Below are 23,070 nucleotides of genomic sequence, written 5' to 3' on the forward strand. Positions count from 1 at the left end.
CTCCTTAGGTCGCCGTGGTACAGCGGCAGTTTGCCCCTTATGTCACACACGCCATTGGAGCAACCGGGACACGCTTGTGAACGCGTTCACATTCACAAGGAATTATGACGCACTGATTGTCGAAGGTCGAAGGGGGGTCCCGCTTGGGCCGTTCGGTACCCCCCTTGGCAGCAACTTCAACATCTTGTTGAATTGCCTGCCGTGCAGATACGGATCTCGTGGCCCGCCGGCCACCTCACCGCAACCCTCGACGACACCCCGACCACGCAGGCCCTCACCAGGGCACTGCCGCTCGCCTCCACCGCCCGTACCTGGGGCGAGGAGGTCTACTTCGACACGGGCGTCTCGGTTCCACGTGAAACATCGGCCCAGCAGGTCGTGGACCGGGGCACGGTCGCCTTCTGGACCGACGGCGACGCCCTCGCACTCCCCTACGGCCCCACCCCGATCTCGCGAAGCTGGGGGTCCCCCCGAACGGAGTTTGGGGGAGAGTGCCGCCTCGCGAGCCCGTGCAACGTCCTGGGCCGCCTCGACGGAGACCCCGGGCTCCTGGCCACGGTCCGCGACGGCGACCCGGTGCGCGTGGAACTCGTAGACGCGTAACCCCGACTCAGAGCTCCTTGCGGAACCCTTCCGCCACCTTCAGGAAGATGTCGTTCGCCTCGGTCTCCCCGACCGTCACCCGCACACCCTCGCCCGGGAACGGCCGGACCACCACGCCGTGCTGCTCGCACGCCGCCGCGAACGCGACCGTGCTCTCCCCCAGCCGCAGCCACACGAAGTTGGCCTGGGTCTCGGGCACGGTCCAGCCCTGGGCGCGCAGCCCGTCGACCACGCGGTTGCGCTCACCCACCAGCGAGCCGACCCGGCCGAGCAGCTCGTCCTCGGCGCGGAGCGAGGCGATGGCCGCCTCCTGGGCGAGCTGGCTCACGCCGAACGGCACCGCCGTCTTGCGCAGCGCGGCCGCCACCGGCTCGTGGGCGATCGCGAAGCCGACGCGCAGGCCCGCGAGGCCATACGCCTTGGAGAAGGTGCGCAGCACACAGACGTTCGGCCGCTCGCGGTACAGCTCCACGCCGTCCGGCACCTCGGTGTCGCGGATGAACTCTCGGTATGCCTCGTCCAGCACGACCAGTACATCGCCGGGCACCCGGTCCAGGAATCGCTCCAGCTCGGCGCGCCGTACCACCGTGCCGGTCGGGTTGTTGGGGTTGCAGACGAAGACAAGGCGCGTCCGATCGGTGATCGCGTCCGCCATCGCGTCCAGGTCGTGCACATCGCCCGGGGTCAGCGGCACCTGCACCGAGGTCGCCCCGCTGATCTGCGTGATGATCGGGTACGCCTCGAACGACCGCCAGGCGTAGATGACCTCGTCGCCGGGGCCGCTGGTCGCCTGGATGAGCTGCTGGGCGACGCCGACCGAGCCCGTGCCGGTGGCCAGGTGGGAGAGCGGGACGCCGAAGCGGTCCGACAGCTCGTTCATCAGGCCCGTACAGGCCATGTCGGGGTAGCGGTTGAAGGAGGAGACGGCGGCCGTCACCGTCTCCATCACACCGGGCAGCGGCGGATACGGGTTCTCGTTGGAGGACAGCTTGTAGGCCACCGGACCGCCGGCCGCGGCAGGCTTGCCCGGCTTGTAGGTGGGGATACCCTCCAGCTCGGCGCGCAGCTTGGGGCTCGTCTCGCTCACCGCAGTCCTCCTCATGACCACCACCGGCTTCCAATACTGCACACCTTATGAGGATTCGGCGCCGCTGCGTACAGCTGAGGACAGACCTCATCCGTCACACGCACATCAGGGGCATCACCACCCGTAGGCAGACGAACCGGGGGGCGCGGTCACATATATCTATGCGCCGGTGGCTCGCGCCCTGGCGCGCATCGCCCATGCAGGTGAGTTGAGACCTCTTCGAAACATCGGGGACTTGGCAGGCCCATGCGCGCCGACAAGTCACGTAGTCCCATTGGATCGTTCAACTGACTTTGTTTCAAAGGTAGTTGACGGTATATGACCTTGCAGAAACGTGCCTGTCAACGCGTGCATATGCGTCCGCCCTACCCCACTCCATGAGCCCTACTATCGGCTCGCCATGACAGCAGCAGGGAAGCACCAGGTGAGCCGCGCGGAAACCTCACGCCGAGGCAGCCGACCGGGCCGGGCGGGCATCAGAGACGTTGCCGCCGCCGCCGGAGTCTCCATCACGACCGTCTCCGACGCCCTCAACGGCAAGGGCCGGCTCCCGGACGCCACCCGGCGCCATGTCCGAGAGGTCGCCGACCGGCTGGGCTATCGCCCGTCGGCAGCGGCCAGAACCCTCCGTACCGGCAAGTCGGGCCTCATCGGCCTGACCGTGACGACCTACGGGGATGAACCTTTCACCTTCACCGAGTTCGCGTACTTCGCCGAGATGGCGCGCGCGGCCACCTCGGCCGCGCTCGCCCGCGGCTACGCCCTGGTGATCCTGCCCGCGACCTCCCGTCACGACGTCTGGTCGAACGTGGCACTGGACGGCACGGTCGTCATCGACCCCTCCGACCAGGACCCGGTGGTCAGCGAACTGGTCCGGCAGGGACTGCCCGTCGTCTCCGACGGCCGCCCGGCCGGCTCCCTCCCGGTCACCGCCTGGGTCGACAACGACCACGAAGCCGCCGTACTCGGCATCCTCGACCACCTGGCCGACGCCGGAGCCCGCCGCATCGGGCTGCTCACGGGAACCTCGACCGACACGTACACCCACCTGTCGACCACGGCGTATCTGCGCTGGTGCGAACGCGTCGGACAGGACCCGGTGTACGAGGCATATCCGGCGCACGACCCGTGCGCGGGCGCCGTCGCCGCCGACCGGCTGCTCGCCCGCCCCGACCGGCCCGACGCCGTCTACGGCCTGTTCGACCCGAACGGCACGGACCTGCTCGCGGCGGCCCGCCGCTACGGTCTGCGGGTACCGGACGACCTGCTTCTGGTCTGCTGCAGCGAGTCCACCGTGTACGCCAACACCGAACCGCCCATCACCACGCTCTCCCTGAAGCCGCGCCGCATCGGCACCGCCGTGGTGCAGCTCCTCATCGACGCGATCGAGGGGGTCGAATCGGACCAACCGGTCGAGCAGGTGATACCGACGGAGCTGATCGTGCGTACCTCGTCCCAGCGACGTCCGCCGCGTACGACCGTCAGCGCGCCGCGGTCGCCCGAAGAGGAGTAGAACCAAGGCCGTCAGCAGGCGGTCGAAGCCCTGCCCAATCGGGGCGAAAGCCGCGGTGAACTGGACTCTTCCTCCGATTCACCACCCCTGGGTCATCACATGGCGCGATCGGCATTCCTATGATGGGCCCACGACACCGCGGGCCGCTGCGACCAGGCAGTCCGAAGCGGTGCAGATGCGGCGCGATGGTGGAGGGGTCTGATGACTCAGGGGGCCGGTCAGGGACCCGAGACGGAGCGGACGGCGACGTTGCGCGACTTCCGGGTACCGGCGTATGTCCACGAGACCGGTCCGTACGGCCACAGCACATACCCCGGTGACGTCGCCAGACCCGTCGAGGAGCCGGCCGAGCACCCGGAGGGGTACACCCCGACACAGCGCGACCTGCCGGTCATCAATCGCGGTGACACGCTTCAGGTGCCCGTCGACCCCGCGTCCCTCCCCGTCCCGCAGCAGACGGACGGCGCGGGCCCGCTGTACGTCGTCGGTGATGTGCACGGCTATCTCGACGAGTTGGTGGCCGCCCTCCAGGAGCAGGGCCTCGTCGACGCCGCGGGCAACTGGTGCGCGGGCACCTCCCGGCTGTGGTTCCTCGGCGACTTCACCGACCGCGGTCCGGACGGCATCGGCGTCATCGACCTCGTGATGCGCCTGTCCGCGGAGGCGGCCGCGGCCGGCGGCTACTGCAAGGCGCTCATGGGCAACCACGAACTGCTGCTGCTGGGCGCCAAGCGGTTCGGCGACACCCCGGTCAATTCCGGCGCGGGCACCGCCACCTTCCAGGCGGCCTGGCTCCTCAACGGCGGCCAGAAGACCGACATGGACCGCCTCCAGGACCATCACCTCCAGTGGATGGCCCGCCTCGACGCGGTCGAGGAGGTCGACGGCTATCTGCTCGTCCACTCCGACACCACCGCCTACCTCGACTACGGCGACTCGATCGAGGCGGTCAACGACACCGTCCGCGAAACGCTCACGCGCAACGACGCCGACGAATGCTGGGATCTGTTCCGCAAGTTGACCAAGCGGTTCTCCTTCCGCGACGAGGGCGGTGCAGACGCCGTACGCTCCCTGCTGGATACGTACGGCGGCACGCGGATTGTTCACGGTCACAGCCCCATTCCCTATCTGCTGGGCGAGGTCGGCTCCGAGGACGGCGAGGACAGCGCCGGTCCCGTGGTCGAAGGACCGCACGTCTACGCCGAGGGCCTGGCCATCGCGATGGACGGCGGGGTGACCATGGCCGGAAAGCTGCTGGTGCAACAGCTGCCCCTGGATATCTGAACGTTCACAGGGCAGGCGTCCCCCCACGGAGGAATCGCGATAAACGGCGCAGGCCAGGGCCCAATTTCTTCAAACCCCCTGTCACCGTGTGCCGTCGCCGCTCTACCATCGGCTTATCCGTAGCAGGCTCCCCTCCGTTTCTGCCCGACGGCTCGTTGGCATGCGAGCCCCAAGCCCTACGGAGCATCGGGGGATGCACATGAACAGCGTTCCGCAGCACCTGCTGAGCGAGGACCGCCAGGAGTACGAGCGGGTCCTCGATGAGGCGCTGCGCTCCGCCCCAAACCGCCCGGAACTGGCCGCTGTCGGTAAGCGGCTCAACCCCGAACAGCTGCGCACGATGGCGCTCAACGCCACCGCACTCATCACGGTGGCCGCTGCGGCCGAGTACCAGCACTACGTGAAGGTTCGCGAGGAACTGCGCCAGCCGGCGTCGTCCACCCCGCCGTCCACCCGCGAATCCGGCTCTGCGGAACCGGGCGCGGCGGCAGCGGGGCTCGCCACCACCCTCGGCGAGGCCGCCGAGCCGGCCGGCGCGGGCGCCGTCGCCGTCGCCGCCGTCCTCACCCCCGTCCTCGCCGGAACAGCTGCGGTGATCTTCCTGCTCGTCGGATACGTCATCAGGTCGGTTGAACCCAAACAGGTGTTCGGCAAGACCATGATCACCGCCGGTTGGGTGTTCGGTGCCATGACGGCGGCCGCGATCCTCGTCGCCGCTGTCGGGCTGCTGCTCACCGCCCTGCGCAACCAGCCCTCGCTCGAGTCCGGACCGTACGGCGAACTGAGCGGAGAAGTGGCCGTGGCCAGGGAAGCCTGGCGCGAAGCACTCCTGGAGCGCGGCATCATGCCGTTCCTCAGGGAGGCACTCGCCGACCCCGGCACCGCCGCGGCGCTGCACACCGCCACACCGCCGACGTCGACCAGCCGCATGCCTCACCTCGGCTACGACCGTCCGGGCTTCAGCAGCCCGGACGAGGGCTCGACCCCCGGCCCGCGCCCGAGCTTCACCAGCCCGGACTACACCAGCCCGGACTTCGGAGGCCCGGAACACCAGCCGGAGTAACCGTCGGCTTGCGCCCCCCGGCCTCAGAAAGGCCCGTCAGGGCCCGCAGGGGGAGCGCAAGCCGAACACCGATCCCACAGACGGCTCCGCCCCACGGCGACTCACGCCGAAGAGCGGGACCGTCTTCCCTGTCGGAGGAGCCACTCACACCGGCATACGTCAGTCCGTGATCGGCAGGTACACCCTGTTGCCCGCGGCCGCGAACTCCTTCGACTTCTCGGCCATGCCCTGCTCGATCTCCGCCCGGCTTCCGCCGTGTTCACGGCGGATGTCCTGGGAGATCTTCATCGAGCAGAACTTCGGCCCGCACATCGAGCAGAAGTGGGCGGTCTTGGCCGGCTCCGCCGGGAGGGTCTCGTCGTGGAACTCCCGTGCCGTGTCGGGGTCCAGGGCGAGGTTGAACTGGTCCTCCCACCGGAACTCGAAACGGGCGTCGGACAGCGCGTCGTCCCATTCCTGCGCACCGGGGTGCCCCTTGGCGAGATCGGCCGCATGGGCGGCGATCTTGTAGGTGATGACGCCGGTCTTGACGTCGTCACGGTTGGGCAGGCCCAGGTGCTCCTTGGGCGTGACGTAGCAGAGCATGGCCGTGCCCCACCAGGCGATCATCGCGGCGCCGATACCGGAGGTGATGTGGTCGTACGCCGGCGCGACGTCCGTGGTCAGCGGGCCGAGCGTATAGAACGGAGCTTCATCGCAGATCTCCTGCTGAAGGTCGATGTTCTCCTTGATCTTGTGCATCGGGACATGTCCCGGGCCCTCGATCATGGTCTGTACGTTGAAACGCTTGGCGATCCGGTTGAGTTCCCCGAGCGTGCGCAACTCCGCGAACTGCGCCTCGTCGTTGGCGTCCGCGATCGAGCCGGGCCTGAGGCCGTCGCCCAGCGAGTACGTGACGTCGTAGGCGGCCAGGATCTCGCAGAGTTCCTCGAAGTTCTCGTACAGGAACGACTCCTTGTGGTGCGCGAGGCACCACGCGGCCATGATCGAGCCGCCCCGCGAGACGATGCCGGTCTTGCGGTTCGCGGTGAGCGGGACGTACGGCAGACGGACGCCCGCGTGGACCGTCATGTAGTCCACGCCCTGCTCGGCCTGCTCGATGACGGTGTCCTTGTAGATCTCCCAGGTGAGTTCCTCGGCCCGGCCGTCCACCTTCTCCAGGGCCTGATAGAGCGGCACCGTGCCGATGGGGACGGGGGAGTTGCGCAGCACCCACTCACGGGTGGTGTGGATGTTGCGGCCGGTGGACAGGTCCATGACCGTGTCGGCGCCCCAGCGGGTCGCCCAGGTCATCTTCTCGACCTCCTCCTCGATGGAGGACGTCACCGCTGAGTTGCCGATGTTGGCGTTGACCTTCACCAAGAACCGCTTGCCGATGATCATCGGCTCGATCTCCGGGTGATTGACGTTGGCCGGCAGTACCGCGCGGCCCGCCTCGATCTCCTGGCGGACCACCTCGGGCGAGACGTTCTCCCGGATGGCCACGTACTCCATCTCCGGCGTGATCTCCCCGCGGCGGGCGTACGCGAGCTGCGTGACCGCCTTGCCGTCACGACTGCGACGCGGCTGCCGCGGCCGGCCCGGGAAGACCGCGTCGAGGTTGCGCAGACCGCCTCGTGGAGAGGTGTGCTTGATCCCGTCGTCCTCGGGACGGGCGGGACGGCCCGCGTACTCCTCGGTGTCACCGCGCGCGATGATCCAGTTCTCGCGCAGCGGGGCGAGCCCCCTGCGCACATCGGTGTCGATGAGCGGATCGGTGTACGGGCCCGAGGTGTCGTACAGCGTGACCGACTGCCCGTTGGTGAGATGCACCTGACGGACCGGCACCCGCAGATCGGGGCGTGAGCCCTCGACATACGCCTTGTGCCAGCCGATGGACTTCCCGGCCTCCTCGGACTGTTCGCCCTGAATGAGCTGTTCGTCCTGGTTGGAGGCAGGCGTGCGTACGTCCTTGTTGGTCATGAGACCTACTCCCTACGCCGGCATTACCCGGTAACAGGTTCGGCGGTCGACGCAGCCGTTTCCGTCTGTGGACGTTTCGTGGGGAACATCACTCGACTTCGGTGATGTTCCACGTGAAACATCGCTGGGACGGAGGTCAGCGCCCTCTCAGCCCGGTGCTCCGAGCTCCCGCGTGTGCAAAGGTGCCTCCACGCTAGCGTCAATTCGGGCGCGCTGAACAGAGGGCCCCTGTCGTTCTTGCGATGATCGGGCGGTGACCACGACACATCAGCCCCCGTACCCGCCTCCGGAGCCGCCCCACGGGCACGGCTCCGGAGGCGGCAGCGGCCATGGTTCCGGCGCCGGGCACCACCACGGGCCGGGAGCCGGCGCCGGGCACGGTCACGAGGCCGGTGGCGGCCAGGGGCCGGAGCACGGCCATGGTTCCGCCGGCGGGCACGGTCACTCGCACAGTCACGGTCCGGCGGCCCCCGTCTCCAAGCATCTGCGCAAGGTCATCGCCGCCATTCTCATTCCGTTCGCCGCGGCCGTGGCGGTCGGGCTCGTGGTCCTGTGGCCGGGCGGTGCCCCGCCGCACCAGCGCACCGGTGTGGGTTTCGACCGGCAGACCCAGCAGGCGACGGTCACCGAGGTCGTGAGCGTGAGCTGCAAGTCGGTGAACGCCTCGGGCGAGACCCCGACGGGGGACACCTCCACCGCCGAGGGCTCCTCCGCCCAGCAGCAGGCGAGCGGCACCTGCAAGAAGGCGACGATCCGCGTCGACAGCGGCAAGGACAAGGGCCGTACGTTCACCGAGATCGTGCAGCCGGACCAGTCGCGGCAACTGCACGAGGGCGAGAAGGTCGTGGCCGCCTACGAGCCCTCCGCACCGAAGGACCTGCAGTACTCGGTCGCCGACGTCAACCGCCGCTTCCCCATGGCGCTGCTGGCCGGCATCTTCGCGCTCGCCGTCGTGGTCGTGGGCCGGATGCGCGGCCTGATGGCCCTGATCGCGCTGGCCGTCAGCTTCATGGTGCTGACCTTCTTCATCCTGCCCGCGATCCTGCAGGGGTCGAATCCGCTGCTCGTGGCGGTGATCGGATCGAGCGCCATCATGCTGATCGCGCTCTACATGTGCCATGGCCTGTCGGCCCGCACCTCCGTGGCGGTGCTGGGCACGCTGCTCTCGCTCGTCCTGATCGGCCTGCTCGGCTCCGAGTTCATCGGCTGGGCCGCACTGACCGGCAACACGGACGACAACACCGGTCTGATCCACGGCCTGTACCCGTCGATCGACATGAGCGGCCTGCTGCTGGCGGGCGTCATCATCGGTTCGCTCGGTGTCCTCGACGACGTGACGGTGACCCAGACCTCGGCGGTCTGGGAGCTGCACGAGGCGAATCCGTCGATGGGCTGGCGGGGGCTTTACCGTGCGGGCATCCGCATCGGCCGCGACCACATCGCATCCGTCGTCAACACCCTCGTCCTCGCCTACGCGGGCGCCGCGCTGCCCTTGCTGCTGCTCTTCTCCATCGCGCAGAGCAGTGTGGGGACGGTCGCCAACAGCGAACTGGTGGCGGAGGAGATCGTACGCACGCTGGTGGGCTCGATCGGCCTGGTCGCCTCGGTGCCGGTCACGACGCTGCTCGCGGCACTGGTGGTCGCGGCCGACCGTCCCGGCCCGGGGCAGGCGGCGGGCACCGCGGGCGCGGCACCTGCGGCGGCACGCACGGGGCGGGGCCGACGCCGCAAGCGGTGAGGCGATGGCCACTCGGGCACGCGTGAACAGACCGTTGGGGCGGTACGGACTCCAGCCGCCGTGCACATGGAGACATGGAGAAGCGTTACTGCGCCCTCCACATCCACGCAGAAGCGTTCCGGCCGACCGCCCGCCGCCGCCTCTCAGCCCGCGCTCTGCTCCTCCGCCAGGATGCGGTCCAGGGCCTCGTCGAGATGGGCGTCGAAGTCGGCGAGGGCGCCCTCCTGACCGAGAGGCACCAGCTTGTCGGTGCGGTCGAGGAAGGCGATGAGCGACGCCGTGGACGCACGGAACAGCGCCTGGTCGCGGCCGACCTGAAGCCGGATCAGGACCTCGGCCAGGGAGTCCGGCTCGGCGGGTGAGACGCGCACATCCCCTTCCCCGCACGGCCGGCACACCCCGTCGATGAGCAGCTCGCGACCGAACGCCCAGGTCACCGGTGCATCTCCGGGCAGATGGAAGGTCAGCCTCACGGCATAGGGATCACAGCTCTCGTAGCGCAGCTCCACCGGGATGCGGAAGGAGAGCTCCTCGGACACGAGAAAGCTCATCATGACCTCTGCCTGTACGGACTCGCGCATCGCCTACCCCGTCATGTGAAGCCGACCGGCTGGGAGTGATCCCCTGACAATGGTGGAATCTTGCTGAACGTACACGGCAGATCACAAGGAGTGAGTTTTCAGATACTGATAGAGAGCGCGAGTGACCCCATCAGCCGTCCGATTTCGCTCTGCAGTTGCCGGGTGACGGACATCAGCCGGTCGGCCTGATGCGAGGGCAGGGAAATGGCCATCGTCGCGGCCGTCGTGCCCACCGTGATCGGGATCGCGGCGCAGACCGTCCCCAGCGCGTACTCCTGCCGTTCCGTCACCGGCTCCATCCGCGGCGTCCGCTCGAGCCGCCGCAGCAGGGTGTGGTTGTCGCGGACGGTGTAGGGGGTGATGGACTGCACGGGGTAACGGTCGAGGTGATCGCGGCGGGCCGCGTCGTCCAGCTGCGAGAGCAGGCACTGGCCGATCGCATGCGCGTGAGCGGTCTCGCGGAAGTCGGCCCACTCCTCGACGGCCGGATTGCCCGGGGTGTCGGAGACACACATGACCTCGATCTCGCCCTCCCGGTACACGGCGTAGTACACGGGCACACCGATGGCGTCCCGGCAGCCGGCGAGGGCGTCGACAATCGTGCTGCGACGTTTCTGCTGGGCCCCGCTGCTGCTCAGTCGCACCGCCGCGTCACCGAGGAAGAACAGGCCCTTGTCCCGCCGCAGATAGCCCTCGTGGACGAGGGTGCGCAACAGGTGGTACGCCGTCGGGAGCGCCAGGCCGGTCTCACGGGCCAGCTGCTTGGCCGGGGCTCCGTGCTCGTGCCCGGCGACGCATTCCAGCAGGCGCATCGCGCGCTGGACGGATCCGATGAGGGTTGCCGACTGCGGCTGCGCCGGAGCGGTTTCCGGGGACGGCTGCGCCGGCGCTGCGGTCAGGCGCGACGCTGCGCGTGGTGCCGGCACGCGCTCCTGCGTGGAGGGGCCCGGCTGTTCGGGGGGCCCGATGCGGCGTCCGGGGGCCGGGCTGGGGGGAATGTGGGGGTCTGTGGGTGCGGTGTCTACCGTGGCCAAGGGTCACTCCCGAAGCGCGAGGGGGCTGCCCGTGCCGTGGGGAACACGGGAGGGGGTGTACGCCGCTCGCGGGGTCGCCCCCGCGTCGATTTCCGGACTCTAATGGCGAGATGGCGCCTTGAGGCGTCCTGTCCGGAAAACTTCCCTCGCGCGAGGGAACCGGTGATTCCTGTTACCGATCACCGGTGTCCCAGAGCCCTCACCAGTCGCTGCGCGACGAGGAGCTCGACGTGAACTTCCGCACGACGTAGATCAGTCCGCCGACCAGTGCCACGAAGACCAGCACCTTGAACAGCAGTCCGATGACGAAGCCGACGACGCTGGCTATCAGCCCGCCGAAGACGACGAGGGCGATGACCGGCACCGCGATCCACTTCACCCACCACGGCAGTCCGCCGAAAATCTCACCCATTGCGCTCGCCCTTACCTCTCCGCCCGGCTGCTGTGCAGGGGCCCCTTGATGTCCTGCACTCGATGCTAGGGCCGGCAGGGGCCCCGGCGGGGGCCTCGCATCCCTTGTCCTCCCCTGACTGGTCCCCTAGGGAACCCTGAGACGGAGGGTCAGCTTTCCGGCGGAGAGAACACCACGAGCACCCGCAGGTCCTCGCTGATGTGGTGGAACTTGTGGGCGACGCCGGCCGGTACGTAGACCACGCTGCCGCGGGCGACCTCGGTGGTCTCCAGACCGACGGTGATCGAGGCGCGGCCGCTCACAACGAAGTAGACCTCGTCCTGGTTGTGAGGCTTCTGTGGATCATGTTCGCCGGCATTGAGCGCATACAGACCGACGGACATGTGCCGCTCACGCAGAAACTGCAGGTAGGCACCCTCGTTGGCGGCACGTTCCGCCTCCAGTTCGTCCAGCCGGAATGCCTTCATCGCCCTTGTCGCCCTCGTCCCACTGCTCGTGACCGATCTCGTCTGCCACGATCAGACACATGAAGAATTTCGTAGTCAAGACGATCGCCAACGCGGGTGCCCTGGCGATCGCCGTATGGCTGCTCGACAAGATCACCCTGACCGGTGACAGCACGGGCAAGAAGGCCGGCACCCTGATCATCGTCGCGCTGATCTTCGGTTTGGTGAACTTCCTCGTCAAGCCGATCGTGAAGGTACTGACCTTCCCCCTGTTCATCCTGACGCTGGGTCTGATCACCCTCGTGGTCAACGCACTGATGCTGCTGCTCACCTCGTGGCTGGCCGACAAGCTCGACCTGAGTTTCCACGTCGAGGGCTTCTGGACGGCGGTCCTGGGAGGCCTGATCATCTCCATCGTGTCCTGGGCGCTCCACGTCGTCCTGCCCGACAACGACTGAGCACGCGATGACCTATCGCGTCTGCTTCGTCTGCACCGGCAACATCTGCCGCTCCCCGATGGCGGAGTCCGTCTTCCGGGCCCGCACAGCGGAGGCGGGACTCGACGGCCTGGTCGAGGTCGACAGCGCCGGCACCGGCGGCTGGCACGAGGGTGACGGCGCCGACCCGCGCACCGTCTCCGTCCTGGAGGAGAACGGCTACGAGAGCGCCCACACGGCGCGGCAGTTCCAGCCGTCGTGGTTCTCCCGGCTGGACCTCGTCATCGCCCTCGACACCGGCCACCTCAAGGCCCTGCGCCGCCTCGCCCGTACCCCGGAGGAGGCGGCGAAGGTGCGGCTGCTGCGCTCCTACGACCCCGCGGCGGGCGACGACCTCGACGTACCGGACCCGTACTACGGGGGCCTGGACGGCTTCGAGGAGTGCCTTGAGATGGTGGAGGCAGCGAGCGAGGGTCTGCTCGCCGCGGTACGCGAGCAGGTGGAGGTGGAGGCGGTATGAGCGATTCCGGTACGGGCCCGTCGACGGGCAGCGGTGACGGCACCCGCGCGGTGCGGGCCGGGCTGCCCGAGCCGGCCAAGAACCAGCCGCACCTGCCCGGACCGGCGTTCGCCGCCCACTACCACCTGCCGGGTGACGTCGACGGCCCGTATACCTATGGACGGGACCAGAACCCGACCTGGAGCCTGCTGGAGCGGGCCATCGGCGAGTTGGAGGCGCCCGGGCAGGAGGGCGTAGAGACGCTCACCTTCGCCTCAGGGATGGCCGCCATCTCCTCGGTGGTCTTCTCCCAACTGCGCGCTGGGGACACGGTCGTCCTGCCCGGCGACGGCTACCAGGTGCTGCCCATGGTGCGCGAGCAGCTGGAGGCCTACGGCATCGAGGTGCGCACCGCGCCGACCGGGGGCGACGCCCAGCTCGACGTCCTCGACGGCGCGAAGCTGCTGTGGATCGAGTCGCCCTCCAACCCCGGGCTCGACGTGTGCGACATCCGGCGGCTCGTCGAGGCGGCACACGCGCGTGGCGCCCTCGTCGCCGTCGACAACACCCTCGCCACGCCGCTGGGGCAGCGTCCGCTGGAGCTCGGCGCGGACTTCGCCGTGGCCAGTGGCACCAAACAGCTCACCGGGCACGGGGACGTCCTGCTCGGCTACGTCGTGGGCCGCGACGCCGAGGCCATGGCCGCCGTACGCCGCTGGCGCAAGATCGTCGGTGCGATTCCCGGGCCCATGGAGGCCTGGCTCGCGCACCGTTCGATCGCCACGCTCCAGTTGCGTGTCGACCGGCAGTGCGCGACGGCTCTCACCGTCGCCGAGGCGCTGCGGAAGCGGCCCGAGGTGACCGGTCTGCGCTACCCGGGCCTGCCCGAGGACCCCTCGCACAAGATCGCCTCGCAGCAGATGCGGCGCTTCGGATGCGTGGTCTCCTTCACGCTGCCCACGCGCGCGCGTGCCGACCGTTTTCTCGATGCGCTGCGGCTCGTGGACGACGCGACGAGCTTCGGAGGGGTGCGGTCGACGGCCGAGCGGCGCGGGCGCTGGGGCGGGGACGCCGTGCCGGAGGGCTTCATCCGCTTCTCGGTCGGCGCCGAGGACCCCGAGGACCTGGTGGCGGATGTGCTCCGCGCGCTGGAGGTGTCGGCGGAGTGACGACGTCAGCAACTGCCTTACGGTCGCCGAACCGATGCCCGGCTACGCACAACGGACGGTCCGAGCCTCCCCCCTCGTGGCTCGGACCGTCCTCGGTTCCGCGCGCTAAGAACCGCGCGACCAAGGCTAGTTGACTCTGTGTCAGTGTCCAATCACAGTAGCGACAGAGACCTATCGACTTATTTATAGTTGGGCCCTGCCTGAAGGCCGGGAGAAGGGCAGGGAACTGGGGAGGGCGAACCATGGATCTGGCCTTGCTGCGCACTTTCGTGACCGTGCACCGGGCCGGCTCCTTCACCCGCGCCGCCGCACTGCTCGGCCTGTCGCAGCCGGCCGTGACCTCACAGATCCGCACGCTGGAGCGGCAGCTGGGCCGCCCCCTGTTCCTGCGGCAGGCGCGCGGAGTGACCCCGACGACCATCGGCGACGAACTCGCGCACAAGGCCGCTCCGCATCTCGACGCCCTCGTGGAGATCGCCGAGACCGGCCTCGACGACGAGTCCTCCTTACGTACCCTGCATCTCGCCGGTCCTCCCGAGTTCACCGCGGAACGGGCGCTGCCCGCCCTCACGGAGCTGACCGGTGAGGACGGCCAGGGCTTCGCGCTGCGCGCTTCCTTCGGGAACGCCGAGGAAGTCCTGGAGGGACTCGCCGCCGGACATCACGATCTGGCCATCTGTACGGCCCGCCCCCGCGGTGCCCTGCTCACGGCGACTCCCCTCTGCGACGAAGAGCACGTCCTGGTCGCCGCCCCGGCGCGGGCCCAGCAGATAGGCACCGGCAAGCCGCGCCGCAAGGGAGCACCCGCCCTGGAGGACGTCCCCGTGATCGAGGTGCACGAGTCGCTGCCCTTCGTCTCCCGCTACTGGGCCTCCGTCTTCGACTCCCGTCCCGCAGCGCCGGGCACCGTCATCGTTCCCGACCTGCGCGCCGTCCTGGCCTGCGCCGTCGCCGGCGCGGGGCTCGCGGTGCTGCCCCGCTATCTCTGCGCAGACGCCCTGGAGCGCGGTGAGCTCGTGGCCCTCCACGAACCCGCGGTACCTCCGCTGCGCACGTACTTCCTGGTGGTCCGCACCGGCACCCTCGCCATGCCGCACATCGCGCGGGCTCACGAATGGCTGCTGCGAGCGGCCGCCGACTGGTGCTGACCAGCACTTTTCCCAGCGTCACGGGGTGAGCTCGACCGGTCACGACCCGCGATGTTTCACGTGGAACCAACCGGGCCACATTTCTCCCATGACCGTCCGACCCGTGGTCAAGCGCACCGCACGTGCCGTTCTGCTGGACGGCGACAACCTGATCCTGATCAAGCGCACCAAGCCCGGCGTCGATCCCTACTGGGTCACTCCCGGTGGCGGCGTCGAGCCCGGCGACACGACCGTCGTCGATGCCCTGCACCGTGAGGTGTACGAGGAGCTCGGCGCCAAGATCACCGACGTGGTGCCCTGCTTCGTGGACACCGTGGAGCACATCGGCGAGGACGGCGGCGCGACCGGCGTGAAGGTGCAGCACTTCTTCGTGTGCCGGCTGGAGTCGATGGACCCCTCCCTGCGGCATGGCCCGGAGGTGGACGAGCCCGCAGGCGAGTACGAGATCGTTCGGGTGCCGTTCACCCGCGTCGGGATCGCCTCCGTGCATCTCGTACCGCTGTCCCTGCGGCACTACCTGGACGGGAACATCGAGGGCGTACGCGCCATGCACGCGCCCGACCTGGGCTGATCCGGTGCCGGATCAGTCTCCGGTGGTGACGAGCTCCTCCACCGAGTCGTGCCGTATTCGCTCCGAGGGGATGCCGATGTTCCTCAGCGCGTCCACCCCGCTGCGGATCATTCCGGGCGGGCCCGAGAGATAGGCGTCGAACTCGTTCCACGGCCCGTATTCGCGTATGGCGTCCGGGAGCTGAAGGTGGGCCTGCTGGTCGATGACCGCGCGGACCGAGAGCCAGGGGTGGGACTGCTGGAGCCTGAGCATCGTGTCGATGTCGTAGAGGTCGTGATCGGTGCGGGCGCCGTAGAACACCTCGACCGTCCGCCGCTCGCCGTGTTCGGCGACGTCCTCCACCAGTGCCTTGATGGGTGCTATGCCGGTGCCGCCGCCCAGGCACAGCAGTCCGCTGTCGGTGGTGTGGTCGACGGTCATCGAACCGGTCGGCGGGCCGAGCCGGATGATGTCGCCGGGGCGGGCGCGGTGCACCAGGGCGTTGGAGACCCAGCCCGCGGGGACGGCCTTCACATGGAACGTCAGCAGCCCGTCGGAACGGGGTGCCGAGGCGAAGGAGTAGTGCCGCCAGATCCGCGGCCACCACGGCGTCTCCACGCTCGTGTACTGCCCGGCGAGGAACGGATAGGGCTGGTCGGGGCGGACCGTGACGACCGCCACGTCCGGGGTCCTGAGGTCGTGCGCGACGATCTCGGCGTACCACCAGGCCGGGGCACGCAGTTCGTCCGCCGCCGCTGCGTCGATCATGACCTGCGAGATGGTCGTGTACGCCCGCACCCAGGCCGCCTCCGTCTCGGCGTCCCAGATACCGGAGGCGTATCTGCTCAACGCGCCGATGAGGCACTCGCCGACGGCCGGGTAGTGCTCGGCCCTGGTGCCGTACTTGCGGTGGCCACGGCCGAGGTTCTGCAGATACGCGACGAGGACCTCGGTGTTGTCGATGTGTTCGGCCGCGGTGAGCAGCGCCTTGAGCAGCCGGTCCCGCTGGGTGTCCATCGCGGCCGGGAACAGCGAGCGCAGATCGGGGTGCCGGACGAAGAGCAGCGCGTAGAAGTACGAGGTGACCTTGTCGGCGATCGGCGCCACCTCGGCCATGGTCCGGCGGATGAGGACGGCATCCGGTGAGGCGGTCTCGGCGCCGGCTCGAGCGGCGGGCTCCTGGATCTGCGCCGCGGGCGCGGTGGAGCGCTGGGTGGGGACTCGCAGTTCGGCGGCGGCAGGTGACTCGGGGGGAGAGGGCTCCGCCGGAGAGGGCCGTGCACCTGAGGGCCGCGGGGCAGCAGCGGCCGGCTCGGGTTCGGCGGGGGGCGCCGACTGCGGAACATACTGCGTCGGCTGGTCCTTGTCCGTGTCCGCCGTGGTCCTGCCCATCGGGCGCATCGCGGCGAGGCGGCTGCCTTCGGCCGCTTCACTCTCGTTGTCCGGAGTCGCGTCCGGCTGCGTGCGCGGTGTGAACCAGCCGTCGCTCCCGCCGCCGGAAGTGCCGTTGTCGGCCGACGCGGTGGTCGGAGCGTCCATGGTGTGCCTCGCCTCGAACATCTCTCGGTCGGTCTGCGCCCTTCCTCGGTCGGAAGGTGCCTTTCCCCCGCAGACGGCTTGCTTTCTCCGTTTCATGCCGCGGCCAATGCGGCCACATTCAACCCGGATTCACGTTCTGTACGGACAAGTAAGGCGAGAGTGTGACATTGACCGCAGTGCACTCACCGCAGCATCCCATCCCGCAAGGACGCTCCGGCCACATAACGGCAAATGCGGGTCTTCGATCTCTCCGTCCCGTTACGCTGCATCGCCCTGTCCTCGGTCCGCACAGGATGTGTACGCCTCGTCCCGCAACGAACCGGAGTCGACCATACCGGCCGACGCTCCGATCACAAGTCCCCCCTTCCTCCGCCACGAATGAGAGGGCGGGCGAACCAGCAATTCCCTCAATTACCGGGCGGGACGCACCAATTCATAGGCTTCCCACAGATCCCCGCCCATGTACGAGTGTGTCGCAAGACCGGACAGATGCCGGTCCGCATTGACCGCCACCGAGACCGGCACCGCGGCGAACAGATCCATGTCCGACAGCGAGTCGCCATAGGCAATGCAGTCCTCCCGGGCCACGCCGAACTCCCGGCAGAGTCGGTCGGCGATCTCGACCTTGGCCGCGGCAGTGAGAACTCCGGACGGATCGACGGGCTCGGTGAACGGCACGGCAGGAAAACGGGACCCGAACGCCGCGTGCGCGCCCCATCCGGTGAGCCGTTCCACGAAGAAGGAGGGCGAGAGCGAAACGACGGCACAGTAGTCACCCACCTGCCGGATCTCCTCCCAGACCTCCCGGATGCGCTCCAGCCACGGGGCGGCTTCGAAGGCGGCCGACACATGCATCTCGGTGAGTTCCGCCCAGAGCTCGTACACCTGCGCCGCATATTCCGGTGGGCCTATCAGCCCCGCCGAGATCGCCTGATCGAGCGCCACCGCCTCGGCTTCCAGCCCCAGCTGCCGTGAGATCTCCACGGGCGCCGTCGTGCCCTGCAGCAGCGTGCCGTCGAGATCGAAGAGATGAAGTCTCGCCATGGGACCCGAGGCTAACGGGACCCGTGGTGGGCTCTCCGGATGAGACCACGTGATGCTCGGCGTCAGCCCGTGTTTCACGTGAAACACGCAACTGCTGTCGGGGCCCTGTGCACTTGCCCACGACATGGCCAAAAGCTCCTGCTTCTCACCGCAAAGAAGTGGACGTCGAGGGCAGCCGTCGGACAGCCTGACCTGCGTGCCGACTCCTTCTCTTCCCCCTCTTGCCGTCCGCCGTCTGACGCTTCGCGATCTCACCGCCTGCGCCGACCTGTCCGAAGACCGGGGGTGGCCGCGCGAGGAGCACAAGTGGGGTCTCCTCCTCACCGCCGGGAAGGGATACGGCATCGACGACCCCGACGGCGGCCTCGTCAGCGCCTGTGTCGTCACCGAGTACGGGCCGCAGGACCACCCCACTCTCGGGGCCATCGGCATGGTCCTGGTCGCCGAACGGCATGCCCGCCGAGGCATCGGACGCCATCTGATGCGTCACGTCGTGTCGGCCATGGGCACCACCCCGCTGACGCTGCACGCGACCCCGAACGGTCGTCCGCTCTACGAGGAACTCGGGTTCAAGGTCACCGGCCGGGCCGAGATGATGCGCGGGCATTTCACGCCCTCCGGGCCGCAGCCCGCGGTGGTCACACGCGCGGCCACCGCCGAGGATCTCCCTGCGATCCTCGGGCTCGACGAGGAGGTGTTCGGCGCCGACCGCACACCCGTCATCACGCGGCTGCCTGCCTTCGCCGACCGACTGCGCGTCGCCGAGGAGGACGGCCGGCTCATCGGCTACGCGGCCGCCTGGCCCAACATGGACACCCATGTCGTGGGCCCGCTGATCGCCAGGGACACGGAGACGGCAAAGGCGCTCATCGCCTCTCTCGCTGCGCACACCGACCGCCCCCTGCGCACCGACATCGACGTACGGCACGAAGAGTTGCTGGCGTGGGTGAAGGAGCGAGGACTGGAGTCCGTCGCTTTCAACGCGGTCATGACGTACGGGATCACGGAACTGCCCGGCGACTGGACCAGGCGATTCGCTCCGCTGACGGTGGCCGCGGGCTGAGCCCCTCCAGAGGCCGGTACGTAAGGTACGGGGCATGGGAGATCTTGAAATACGGCCCGCCACAGCGGACGACGTGACCGCGATCGTCGCGATGCTCGCCGACGACCCTTTGGGCGCCCAGCGCGAGTCACCGGACGATCTGACCCCGTACCTGGCCGCGCTGGAACGTCTTGCAGCCGATCCGAACCAGCACCTCGTCGTCGCCGTTCGTGAGGGCCGTGTCGTCGGCACACTCCAGCTCACGGTCATTCCCGGTCTGTCGCGACGCGGCGCCGTCAGATCGATCATCGAAGCGGTCCGCATCCATGCCGATGAGCGCGGCAGCGGACTGGGCACACAGCTCATCGAGTGGGCGATCGACGAATCCCGGCGCCAGGGCTGCCAGTTGGTCCAGCTGACCTCCGACAACACCCGCACCGACGCCCACCGCTTCTATGAGCGGCTCGGCTTCACGGCCTCACACGTGGGCTTCAAGCTCGCCCTGTGAGGCCGTGACACGAGGGGGCGTGTTTCACGTGAAACAGCCCGCCTCCTGGGGCTTGCCTCTAGCCGATCCCCCGCCACCCGTCCGGATCGACCCCACCGGGGACGGAAGCCTCCTCGTCGTACGGCTGACGCGTGAACACGAACGACCCGAGGTCCAGATGACTCAGGGTCCCGTCGGGGCGCCGTACGGCCGTCAGGAGCTCTCCGGCGTAGTAGCCCTCCAGTCCGGTCCACGTGCCGTCGCCGTTCGCCCTGAAGCGTGAGCGGCGGCCGGATCCCGACAGCGGCTCCAGTGATACGCCCCCGGCTGCCGTCAGCCGCAGGGCGAACACATGCGTTCCCCAGTACCACGGCCCCGCCAACTCCAGCACCGCTGAGTCGACTTCCGGCAGCGGCCGCCAGGGTTCCGGAATGCGGGGCTCGGCCTCCGCCACGATCCGCACGAGGTCGGCTCCGACGGTGGACAGCAGAGGGCCGGACGTACAGTTGGCCAGGACCACAGAAGCGACGTCGTCCTCGACGCTGAGGGTGAGGTTCGCCAGAAACCCCGGCAGCGACCCGGAGTGCCCCACGAGCAGCCGGCCGTCCCGGCGCTGGATCTGCAGACCCAGCCCATAGGTGACCCCGTCCACGACATCCGCCGCTTCGGCCGGCGCCGCGGGCGTCCGCATCTCCTTCACGGTCTCGGCGCTCAGTACCCGGTCGTCACCCCGCGCCAGGAAGGCGGCGAAACGCGCCAAGTCACCCGTGGTGGACCAGAGTTGACCCGCGGGGGCCATCCGCCCCAGGTCCTCGGCGGGTTCGGGCAGCATGACATCGGCCCAGGGGTGCACGGCCCAGCCACCCGCATGGGGCGCCCGAGGGTGACCACTCGTACGGTCGAGGCCCAGAGGTTCGAGCACTTCACGCCGAAGTACCTCGTCCCACGAGGCTGCACGCAGCTTCTCGACCAGCGCCCCCAGCAGGGTGTAGCCGGGGTTGGAGTAATGGAAGCGGCGGCCCACCGGATGCAGAAGAGGCTGCTCTCCCAGGACATCCGAAAGTTCGGGACGCAGGGACCCCGCGGTGCGCTCCCACCACGGCGCGGGCGATTCCGCCGCCAACCCGCTCGTATGGGCGAGAAGATCGGCGATGGTGGCCTCCCCCGCGCCTGTTCCCGGCAGATGCTTCTCCAGCGGGTCACCGAGATCGAGCAGGCCCTCGTCCCGCAGACGAAGCACCAGAACCGCGGTGAAGGTCTTGGTGATCGAACCGATGCGGTACTGCACGGTCTCGTCCGGACCATGGCCGTCCACCGAGGTCCGCGCGCCGTGCCACACGGGCCGCCCGTCCCTCACGACCGCCGCGACCAGCGACGGCGCACGTCCTTCGGACTGCGCCACTGCGATCCGGTGCAGCAGTGCCCGACGCGTACCGGGGAGCAGCTCTTCCTGAGGTGTTGTCATGGGCCCAGTCCATCCCGCGGGACACCCGGCCGTCGAGTTCATTTGTCCGGGACGGGGATCCGCCGGATCAGGTCTGCGCCATGTCCACGAACCGCGAGTAGTGGCCCTGGAAGGCGACCGTGATCGTCGCCGTCGGACCGTTACGGTGCTTGGCCACGATCAGATCGGCCTCGCCCGCACGCGGTGACTCCTTCTCGTAGGCGTCCTCGCGGTGCAGCAGGATGACCATGTCGGCGTCCTGCTCGATGGAGCCGGACTCACGCAGGTCGGAGACCATCGGCTTCTTGTCCGTGCGCTGCTCGGGGCCACGGTTCAGCTGGGACAGCGCGATGACCGGGATCTCCAGCTCCTTGGCGAGGAGCTTGAGGTTACGGGACATGTCCGAGACCTCCTGCTGGCGGTTCTCGGCACGCTTGGAGCCGCCCGACTGCATCAGCTGGAGGTAGTCGATGACGACCAGTCTGATGTCATTGCGCTGCTTGAGACGGCGGCACTTGGCGCGGATCTCCATCATCGACAGGTTCGGAGAGTCGTCGATGAACAGCGGCGCGGCCGAGACGTCCGGCATCCGGCGGGCCAGTCGCGTCCAGTCCTCGTCGGTCATCGTGCCGGAGCGCATGTGGTGCAGGGCGACACGGGCCTCGGCGGACAGCAGACGCATCGCGATCTCGTTGCGCCCCATTTCGAGGGAGAAGATGACACTCGGAAGGTTGTGCTTGATCGACGCTGCCCGGGCGAAGTCCAGCGCGAGCGTGGACTTGCCCATCGCGGGACGGGCTGCAATGACGATCATCTGGCCGGGGTGCAGGCCGTTGGTGAGCGAGTCGAAGTCGGTGAAGCCCGTGGGCACCCCGGTCATCTCGCCGCTGCGGGAGCCGATCGCCTCGATCTCGTCGAGAGCGCCCTCCATGATGTCGCCGAGCGGCAGGTAGTCCTCGCTGGTGCGCTGCTCGGTGACCGCATAGATCTCGGCCTGGGCGCGGTTGACGATCTCGTCGACGTCGTCGTCGGCCGCGTATCCCATCTGGGTGATGCGGGTGCCCGCCTCGACCAGACGGCGCAGGACCGCGCGTTCGTGGACGATCTCCGCGTAGTACTCGGCGTTGGCCGCAGTCGGCACGGTCTGCACGAGGGTGTGCAGATACGATGCGCCACCGACCTTGTTGATCTCGCCGCGCTTGGTGAGTTCGGCGGCGATCGTGATGGGGTCGGCCGGCTCACCCTTGGCATAGACGTCGAGGATCGCCTGGAAGATCGTCTCGTGTGCCGGCTTGTAGAAGTCGTGGCCCTTGAGAATCTCCACGACGTCGGCGATGGCGTCCTTGGACAGGAGCATGCCGCCGAGGACGGACTGCTCGGCATCGAGATCCTGGGGTGGAACTCGCTCGAAGGACGTACCTCCGCCGTCCCATTCGCCGCTGTCCCGGCCACGGTCGTGCTGCTCGTCACGGCCCCGGCCCCCGTCGCCGCGTCGACGGGAGGCAGGCAGGCGATCGCTTGGACCGCTGTCGGCCCAGGGATCGTCCAAGGGCTCGGAAATACTCACCGAGCCACCTCCTCCCGTCCGCCGGCGGGCGGACCTAGCCGTGCCCTCTTTTCTACGGCACGGCACTGACAAATGAGAGGCCCAACTCCGGTTACTGCACGTCGGTTTTGGGCTGGTTTCCCTGCCGACGAACGGAGCGGGCGCCGGACCACGGTAGGCCCGCGGGCAGCGTCAGCCAATCTGGTTATCCACAGGCCATGTGGACGACGGCCCGGATGCTGTGGAGAACTCCGCAAAACCTGTGCACGACACGGTGGACAGCCCTGTGAACAAGCAGCCGCCCCTTCCACTCTGACCGTCCTGACCTGCACTTTTCCCATCCACCGGCTGTGCAGAAGAAAAACTTCCCCACTCGGGCCAAGATCGCTTCGAACGGCGCGCGTAAGACCATGCAGCCCAAGGAGTGGTAAGGGGCACAAAA

At 68.6% G+C, this 23,070-nt stretch carries 22 protein-coding genes; 12 read left to right on the forward strand and 10 right to left on the reverse strand.

Translation table 11 applies throughout. From position 1 onward, the window contains the following. Window positions 1-201: 201 nt before the first annotated feature. Window positions 202-603, forward strand: a complete 402-nt coding sequence (locus ABT254_RS22755) for a cyclophilin-like fold protein (RefSeq protein ID WP_351472960.1) — start codon at window positions 202-204, stop codon at window positions 601-603. A gap of 7 nt (window positions 604-610) precedes the next feature. On the opposite strand, the gene hisC is transcribed toward ABT254_RS22755, so the two are convergent. Then, a complete protein-coding gene (gene hisC, locus ABT254_RS22760) occupies window positions 611-1,690 on the reverse strand; it encodes a histidinol-phosphate transaminase (protein WP_351472962.1) in 1,080 nt (359 codons plus the stop codon). Between the two features lie 400 nt (window positions 1,691-2,090). On the opposite strand from hisC, the gene ABT254_RS22765 reads away from it, so the two are divergent. The 3 genes from ABT254_RS22765 (at window position 2,091) to ABT254_RS22775 (ending at window position 5,550) form a co-directional block, all read left to right on the forward strand. Then, window positions 2,091-3,203 (forward strand): LacI family DNA-binding transcriptional regulator, encoded by a 1,113-nt coding sequence (locus ABT254_RS22765; protein ID WP_030938801.1) that lies wholly within the window; start codon window positions 2,091-2,093, stop codon window positions 3,201-3,203. Window positions 3,204-3,404: 201 nt separating this feature from the next. Continuing rightward, entirely contained in the window at window positions 3,405-4,487 is a 1,083-nt protein-coding gene (locus ABT254_RS22770; protein WP_351472966.1) for a metallophosphoesterase, read from the forward strand. Window positions 4,488-4,680: 193 nt separating this feature from the next. Continuing rightward, window positions 4,681-5,550, forward strand: a complete 870-nt coding sequence (locus ABT254_RS22775; protein WP_351472969.1) for a hypothetical protein — start codon at window positions 4,681-4,683, stop codon at window positions 5,548-5,550. Window positions 5,551-5,709: 159 nt separating this feature from the next. Here ABT254_RS22775 and thiC read toward each other — a convergent pair whose 3' ends face one another. Then, window positions 5,710-7,512: a phosphomethylpyrimidine synthase ThiC gene (gene thiC / locus ABT254_RS22780; RefSeq protein ID WP_351472972.1), complete on the reverse strand. Its 1,803-nt coding sequence runs from the start codon at window positions 7,510-7,512 to the stop codon at window positions 5,710-5,712. A gap of 253 nt (window positions 7,513-7,765) precedes the next feature. Here thiC and ABT254_RS22785 point away from each other — a divergent pair, with 253 nt between their 5' ends. Next, window positions 7,766-9,250 carry a YibE/F family protein gene (locus tag ABT254_RS22785; RefSeq protein ID WP_351472975.1) on the forward strand — a complete coding sequence of 495 codons (1,485 nt, stop codon included), beginning with the start codon at window positions 7,766-7,768 and terminating at the stop codon, window positions 9,248-9,250. A gap of 143 nt (window positions 9,251-9,393) precedes the next feature. Here the strand turns inward: ABT254_RS22785 and ABT254_RS22790 are convergent, their stop codons facing one another. The 4 genes from ABT254_RS22790 to ABT254_RS22805 all read right to left on the reverse strand — a co-directional run bounded on the left by ABT254_RS22790 (window position 9,394) and on the right by ABT254_RS22805 (window position 11,744). Next, entirely contained in the window at window positions 9,394-9,831 is a 438-nt protein-coding gene (locus ABT254_RS22790) for an SsgA family sporulation/cell division regulator (RefSeq protein ID WP_351472978.1), read from the reverse strand. 98 nt (window positions 9,832-9,929) lie between these two features. Further along, a complete protein-coding gene (locus ABT254_RS22795) occupies window positions 9,930-10,757 on the reverse strand; it encodes an IclR family transcriptional regulator (RefSeq protein WP_502972022.1) in 828 nt (275 codons plus the stop codon). 307 nt (window positions 10,758-11,064) lie between these two features. Beyond that, complete coding sequence (locus ABT254_RS22800) at window positions 11,065-11,277, reverse strand: DUF5326 family protein (protein WP_123966204.1); 213 nt, start codon at window positions 11,275-11,277, stop codon at window positions 11,065-11,067. A 149-nt stretch (window positions 11,278-11,426) separates the two neighbouring features. After that, window positions 11,427-11,744, reverse strand: a complete 318-nt coding sequence (locus ABT254_RS22805; RefSeq protein WP_099930040.1) for a cupin domain-containing protein — start codon at window positions 11,742-11,744, stop codon at window positions 11,427-11,429. 59 nt (window positions 11,745-11,803) lie between these two features. Between ABT254_RS22805 and ABT254_RS22810 the strand changes: the two genes are divergently transcribed. The 5 genes from ABT254_RS22810 (at window position 11,804) to ABT254_RS22830 (ending at window position 15,547) form a co-directional block, all read left to right on the forward strand. Next, window positions 11,804-12,181, forward strand: a complete 378-nt coding sequence (locus ABT254_RS22810) for a phage holin family protein (protein WP_351472982.1) — start codon at window positions 11,804-11,806, stop codon at window positions 12,179-12,181. Between the two features lie 7 nt (window positions 12,182-12,188). Continuing rightward, window positions 12,189-12,680, forward strand: coding sequence for a low molecular weight protein-tyrosine-phosphatase (locus ABT254_RS22815; protein WP_351472984.1), 492 nt, complete (start codon window positions 12,189-12,191; stop codon window positions 12,678-12,680). Beyond that, entirely contained in the window at window positions 12,677-13,828 is a 1,152-nt protein-coding gene (locus ABT254_RS22820) for a cystathionine gamma-lyase (protein ID WP_351472986.1), read from the forward strand. The genes ABT254_RS22815 and ABT254_RS22820 overlap by 4 nt, the downstream gene beginning before the upstream one ends. Window positions 13,829-14,070: 242 nt before the next feature. Further along, entirely contained in the window at window positions 14,071-14,976 is a 906-nt protein-coding gene (locus ABT254_RS22825) for a LysR family transcriptional regulator (protein WP_351472989.1), read from the forward strand. Between the two features lie 88 nt (window positions 14,977-15,064). After that, window positions 15,065-15,547, forward strand: a complete 483-nt coding sequence (locus ABT254_RS22830) for an NUDIX domain-containing protein (protein WP_351472992.1) — start codon at window positions 15,065-15,067, stop codon at window positions 15,545-15,547. A 12-nt stretch (window positions 15,548-15,559) separates the two neighbouring features. Here the strand turns inward: ABT254_RS22830 and ABT254_RS22835 are convergent, their stop codons facing one another. Both ABT254_RS22835 and ABT254_RS22840 read right to left on the reverse strand, forming a co-directional pair. After that, the gene (locus ABT254_RS22835) at window positions 15,560-17,065 is read right to left on the reverse strand and encodes a globin domain-containing protein (protein WP_351472995.1); all 1,506 of its coding nucleotides are present in this window, start codon (window positions 17,063-17,065) and stop codon (window positions 15,560-15,562) included. A 411-nt stretch (window positions 17,066-17,476) separates the two neighbouring features. Further along, complete coding sequence (locus ABT254_RS22840; protein WP_351472998.1) at window positions 17,477-18,109, reverse strand: HAD family hydrolase; 633 nt, start codon at window positions 18,107-18,109, stop codon at window positions 17,477-17,479. A 196-nt stretch (window positions 18,110-18,305) separates the two neighbouring features. On the opposite strand from ABT254_RS22840, the gene ABT254_RS22845 reads away from it, so the two are divergent. Together ABT254_RS22845 and ABT254_RS22850 are read left to right on the forward strand one after the other, a co-directional pair. Next, entirely contained in the window at window positions 18,306-19,172 is an 867-nt protein-coding gene (locus ABT254_RS22845) for a GNAT family N-acetyltransferase (protein WP_351473000.1), read from the forward strand. Between the two features lie 34 nt (window positions 19,173-19,206). Next, window positions 19,207-19,659, forward strand: coding sequence for a GNAT family N-acetyltransferase (locus ABT254_RS22850; RefSeq protein ID WP_351473003.1), 453 nt, complete (start codon window positions 19,207-19,209; stop codon window positions 19,657-19,659). A gap of 58 nt (window positions 19,660-19,717) precedes the next feature. Here the strand turns inward: ABT254_RS22850 and ABT254_RS22855 are convergent, their stop codons facing one another. Together ABT254_RS22855 and dnaB are read right to left on the reverse strand one after the other, a co-directional pair. Continuing rightward, window positions 19,718-21,103 (reverse strand): serine hydrolase domain-containing protein, encoded by a 1,386-nt coding sequence (locus ABT254_RS22855; protein ID WP_351473005.1) that lies wholly within the window; start codon window positions 21,101-21,103, stop codon window positions 19,718-19,720. Between the two features lie 67 nt (window positions 21,104-21,170). Beyond that, on the reverse strand, window positions 21,171-22,649 hold the full coding sequence (dnaB, locus tag ABT254_RS22860) for a replicative DNA helicase (RefSeq protein WP_351473008.1): 1,479 nt from the start codon (window positions 22,647-22,649) through the stop codon (window positions 21,171-21,173). Window positions 22,650-23,070 lie beyond the last annotated feature (421 nt).

It is taken from the genome of Streptomyces sp. NPDC001137, assembly GCF_040298885.1.
GTDB lineage: Bacteria > Actinomycetota > Actinomycetes > Streptomycetales > Streptomycetaceae > Streptomyces.

What these genes read in the sequence shown, in the direction of transcription:
- ABT254_RS22765 (WP_030938801.1), top strand. Translation starts at nt 2,091, where the DNA reads ATGACAGCAGCAGGGAAGCACCAGGTGAGCCGCGCGGAAACCTCACGC.
- ABT254_RS22770 (WP_351472966.1), top strand. Translation starts at nt 3,405, where the DNA reads ATGACTCAGGGGGCCGGTCAGGGACCCGAGACGGAGCGGACGGCGACG.
- ABT254_RS22775 (WP_351472969.1), top strand. Translation starts at nt 4,681, where the DNA reads ATGCACATGAACAGCGTTCCGCAGCACCTGCTGAGCGAGGACCGCCAG.
- thiC (WP_351472972.1), bottom strand. Translation starts at nt 7,512, where the DNA reads ATGACCAACAAGGACGTACGCACGCCTGCCTCCAACCAGGACGAACAG.
- ABT254_RS22790 (WP_351472978.1), bottom strand. Translation starts at nt 9,831, where the DNA reads ATGCGCGAGTCCGTACAGGCAGAGGTCATGATGAGCTTTCTCGTGTCC.
- ABT254_RS22800 (WP_123966204.1), bottom strand. Translation starts at nt 11,277, where the DNA reads ATGGGTGAGATTTTCGGCGGACTGCCGTGGTGGGTGAAGTGGATCGCG.
- ABT254_RS22805 (WP_099930040.1), bottom strand. Translation starts at nt 11,744, where the DNA reads ATGAAGGCATTCCGGCTGGACGAACTGGAGGCGGAACGTGCCGCCAAC.
- ABT254_RS22810 (WP_351472982.1), top strand. Translation starts at nt 11,804, where the DNA reads ATGAAGAATTTCGTAGTCAAGACGATCGCCAACGCGGGTGCCCTGGCG.
- ABT254_RS22815 (WP_351472984.1), top strand. Translation starts at nt 12,189, where the DNA reads ATGACCTATCGCGTCTGCTTCGTCTGCACCGGCAACATCTGCCGCTCC.
- ABT254_RS22820 (WP_351472986.1), top strand. Translation starts at nt 12,677, where the DNA reads ATGAGCGATTCCGGTACGGGCCCGTCGACGGGCAGCGGTGACGGCACC.
- ABT254_RS22825 (WP_351472989.1), top strand. Translation starts at nt 14,071, where the DNA reads ATGGATCTGGCCTTGCTGCGCACTTTCGTGACCGTGCACCGGGCCGGC.
- ABT254_RS22830 (WP_351472992.1), top strand. Translation starts at nt 15,065, where the DNA reads ATGACCGTCCGACCCGTGGTCAAGCGCACCGCACGTGCCGTTCTGCTG.
- ABT254_RS22835 (WP_351472995.1), bottom strand. Translation starts at nt 17,065, where the DNA reads ATGGACGCTCCGACCACCGCGTCGGCCGACAACGGCACTTCCGGCGGC.
- ABT254_RS22840 (WP_351472998.1), bottom strand. Translation starts at nt 18,109, where the DNA reads ATGGCGAGACTTCATCTCTTCGATCTCGACGGCACGCTGCTGCAGGGC.
- ABT254_RS22850 (WP_351473003.1), top strand. Translation starts at nt 19,207, where the DNA reads ATGGGAGATCTTGAAATACGGCCCGCCACAGCGGACGACGTGACCGCG.
- ABT254_RS22855 (WP_351473005.1), bottom strand. Translation starts at nt 21,103, where the DNA reads ATGACAACACCTCAGGAAGAGCTGCTCCCCGGTACGCGTCGGGCACTG.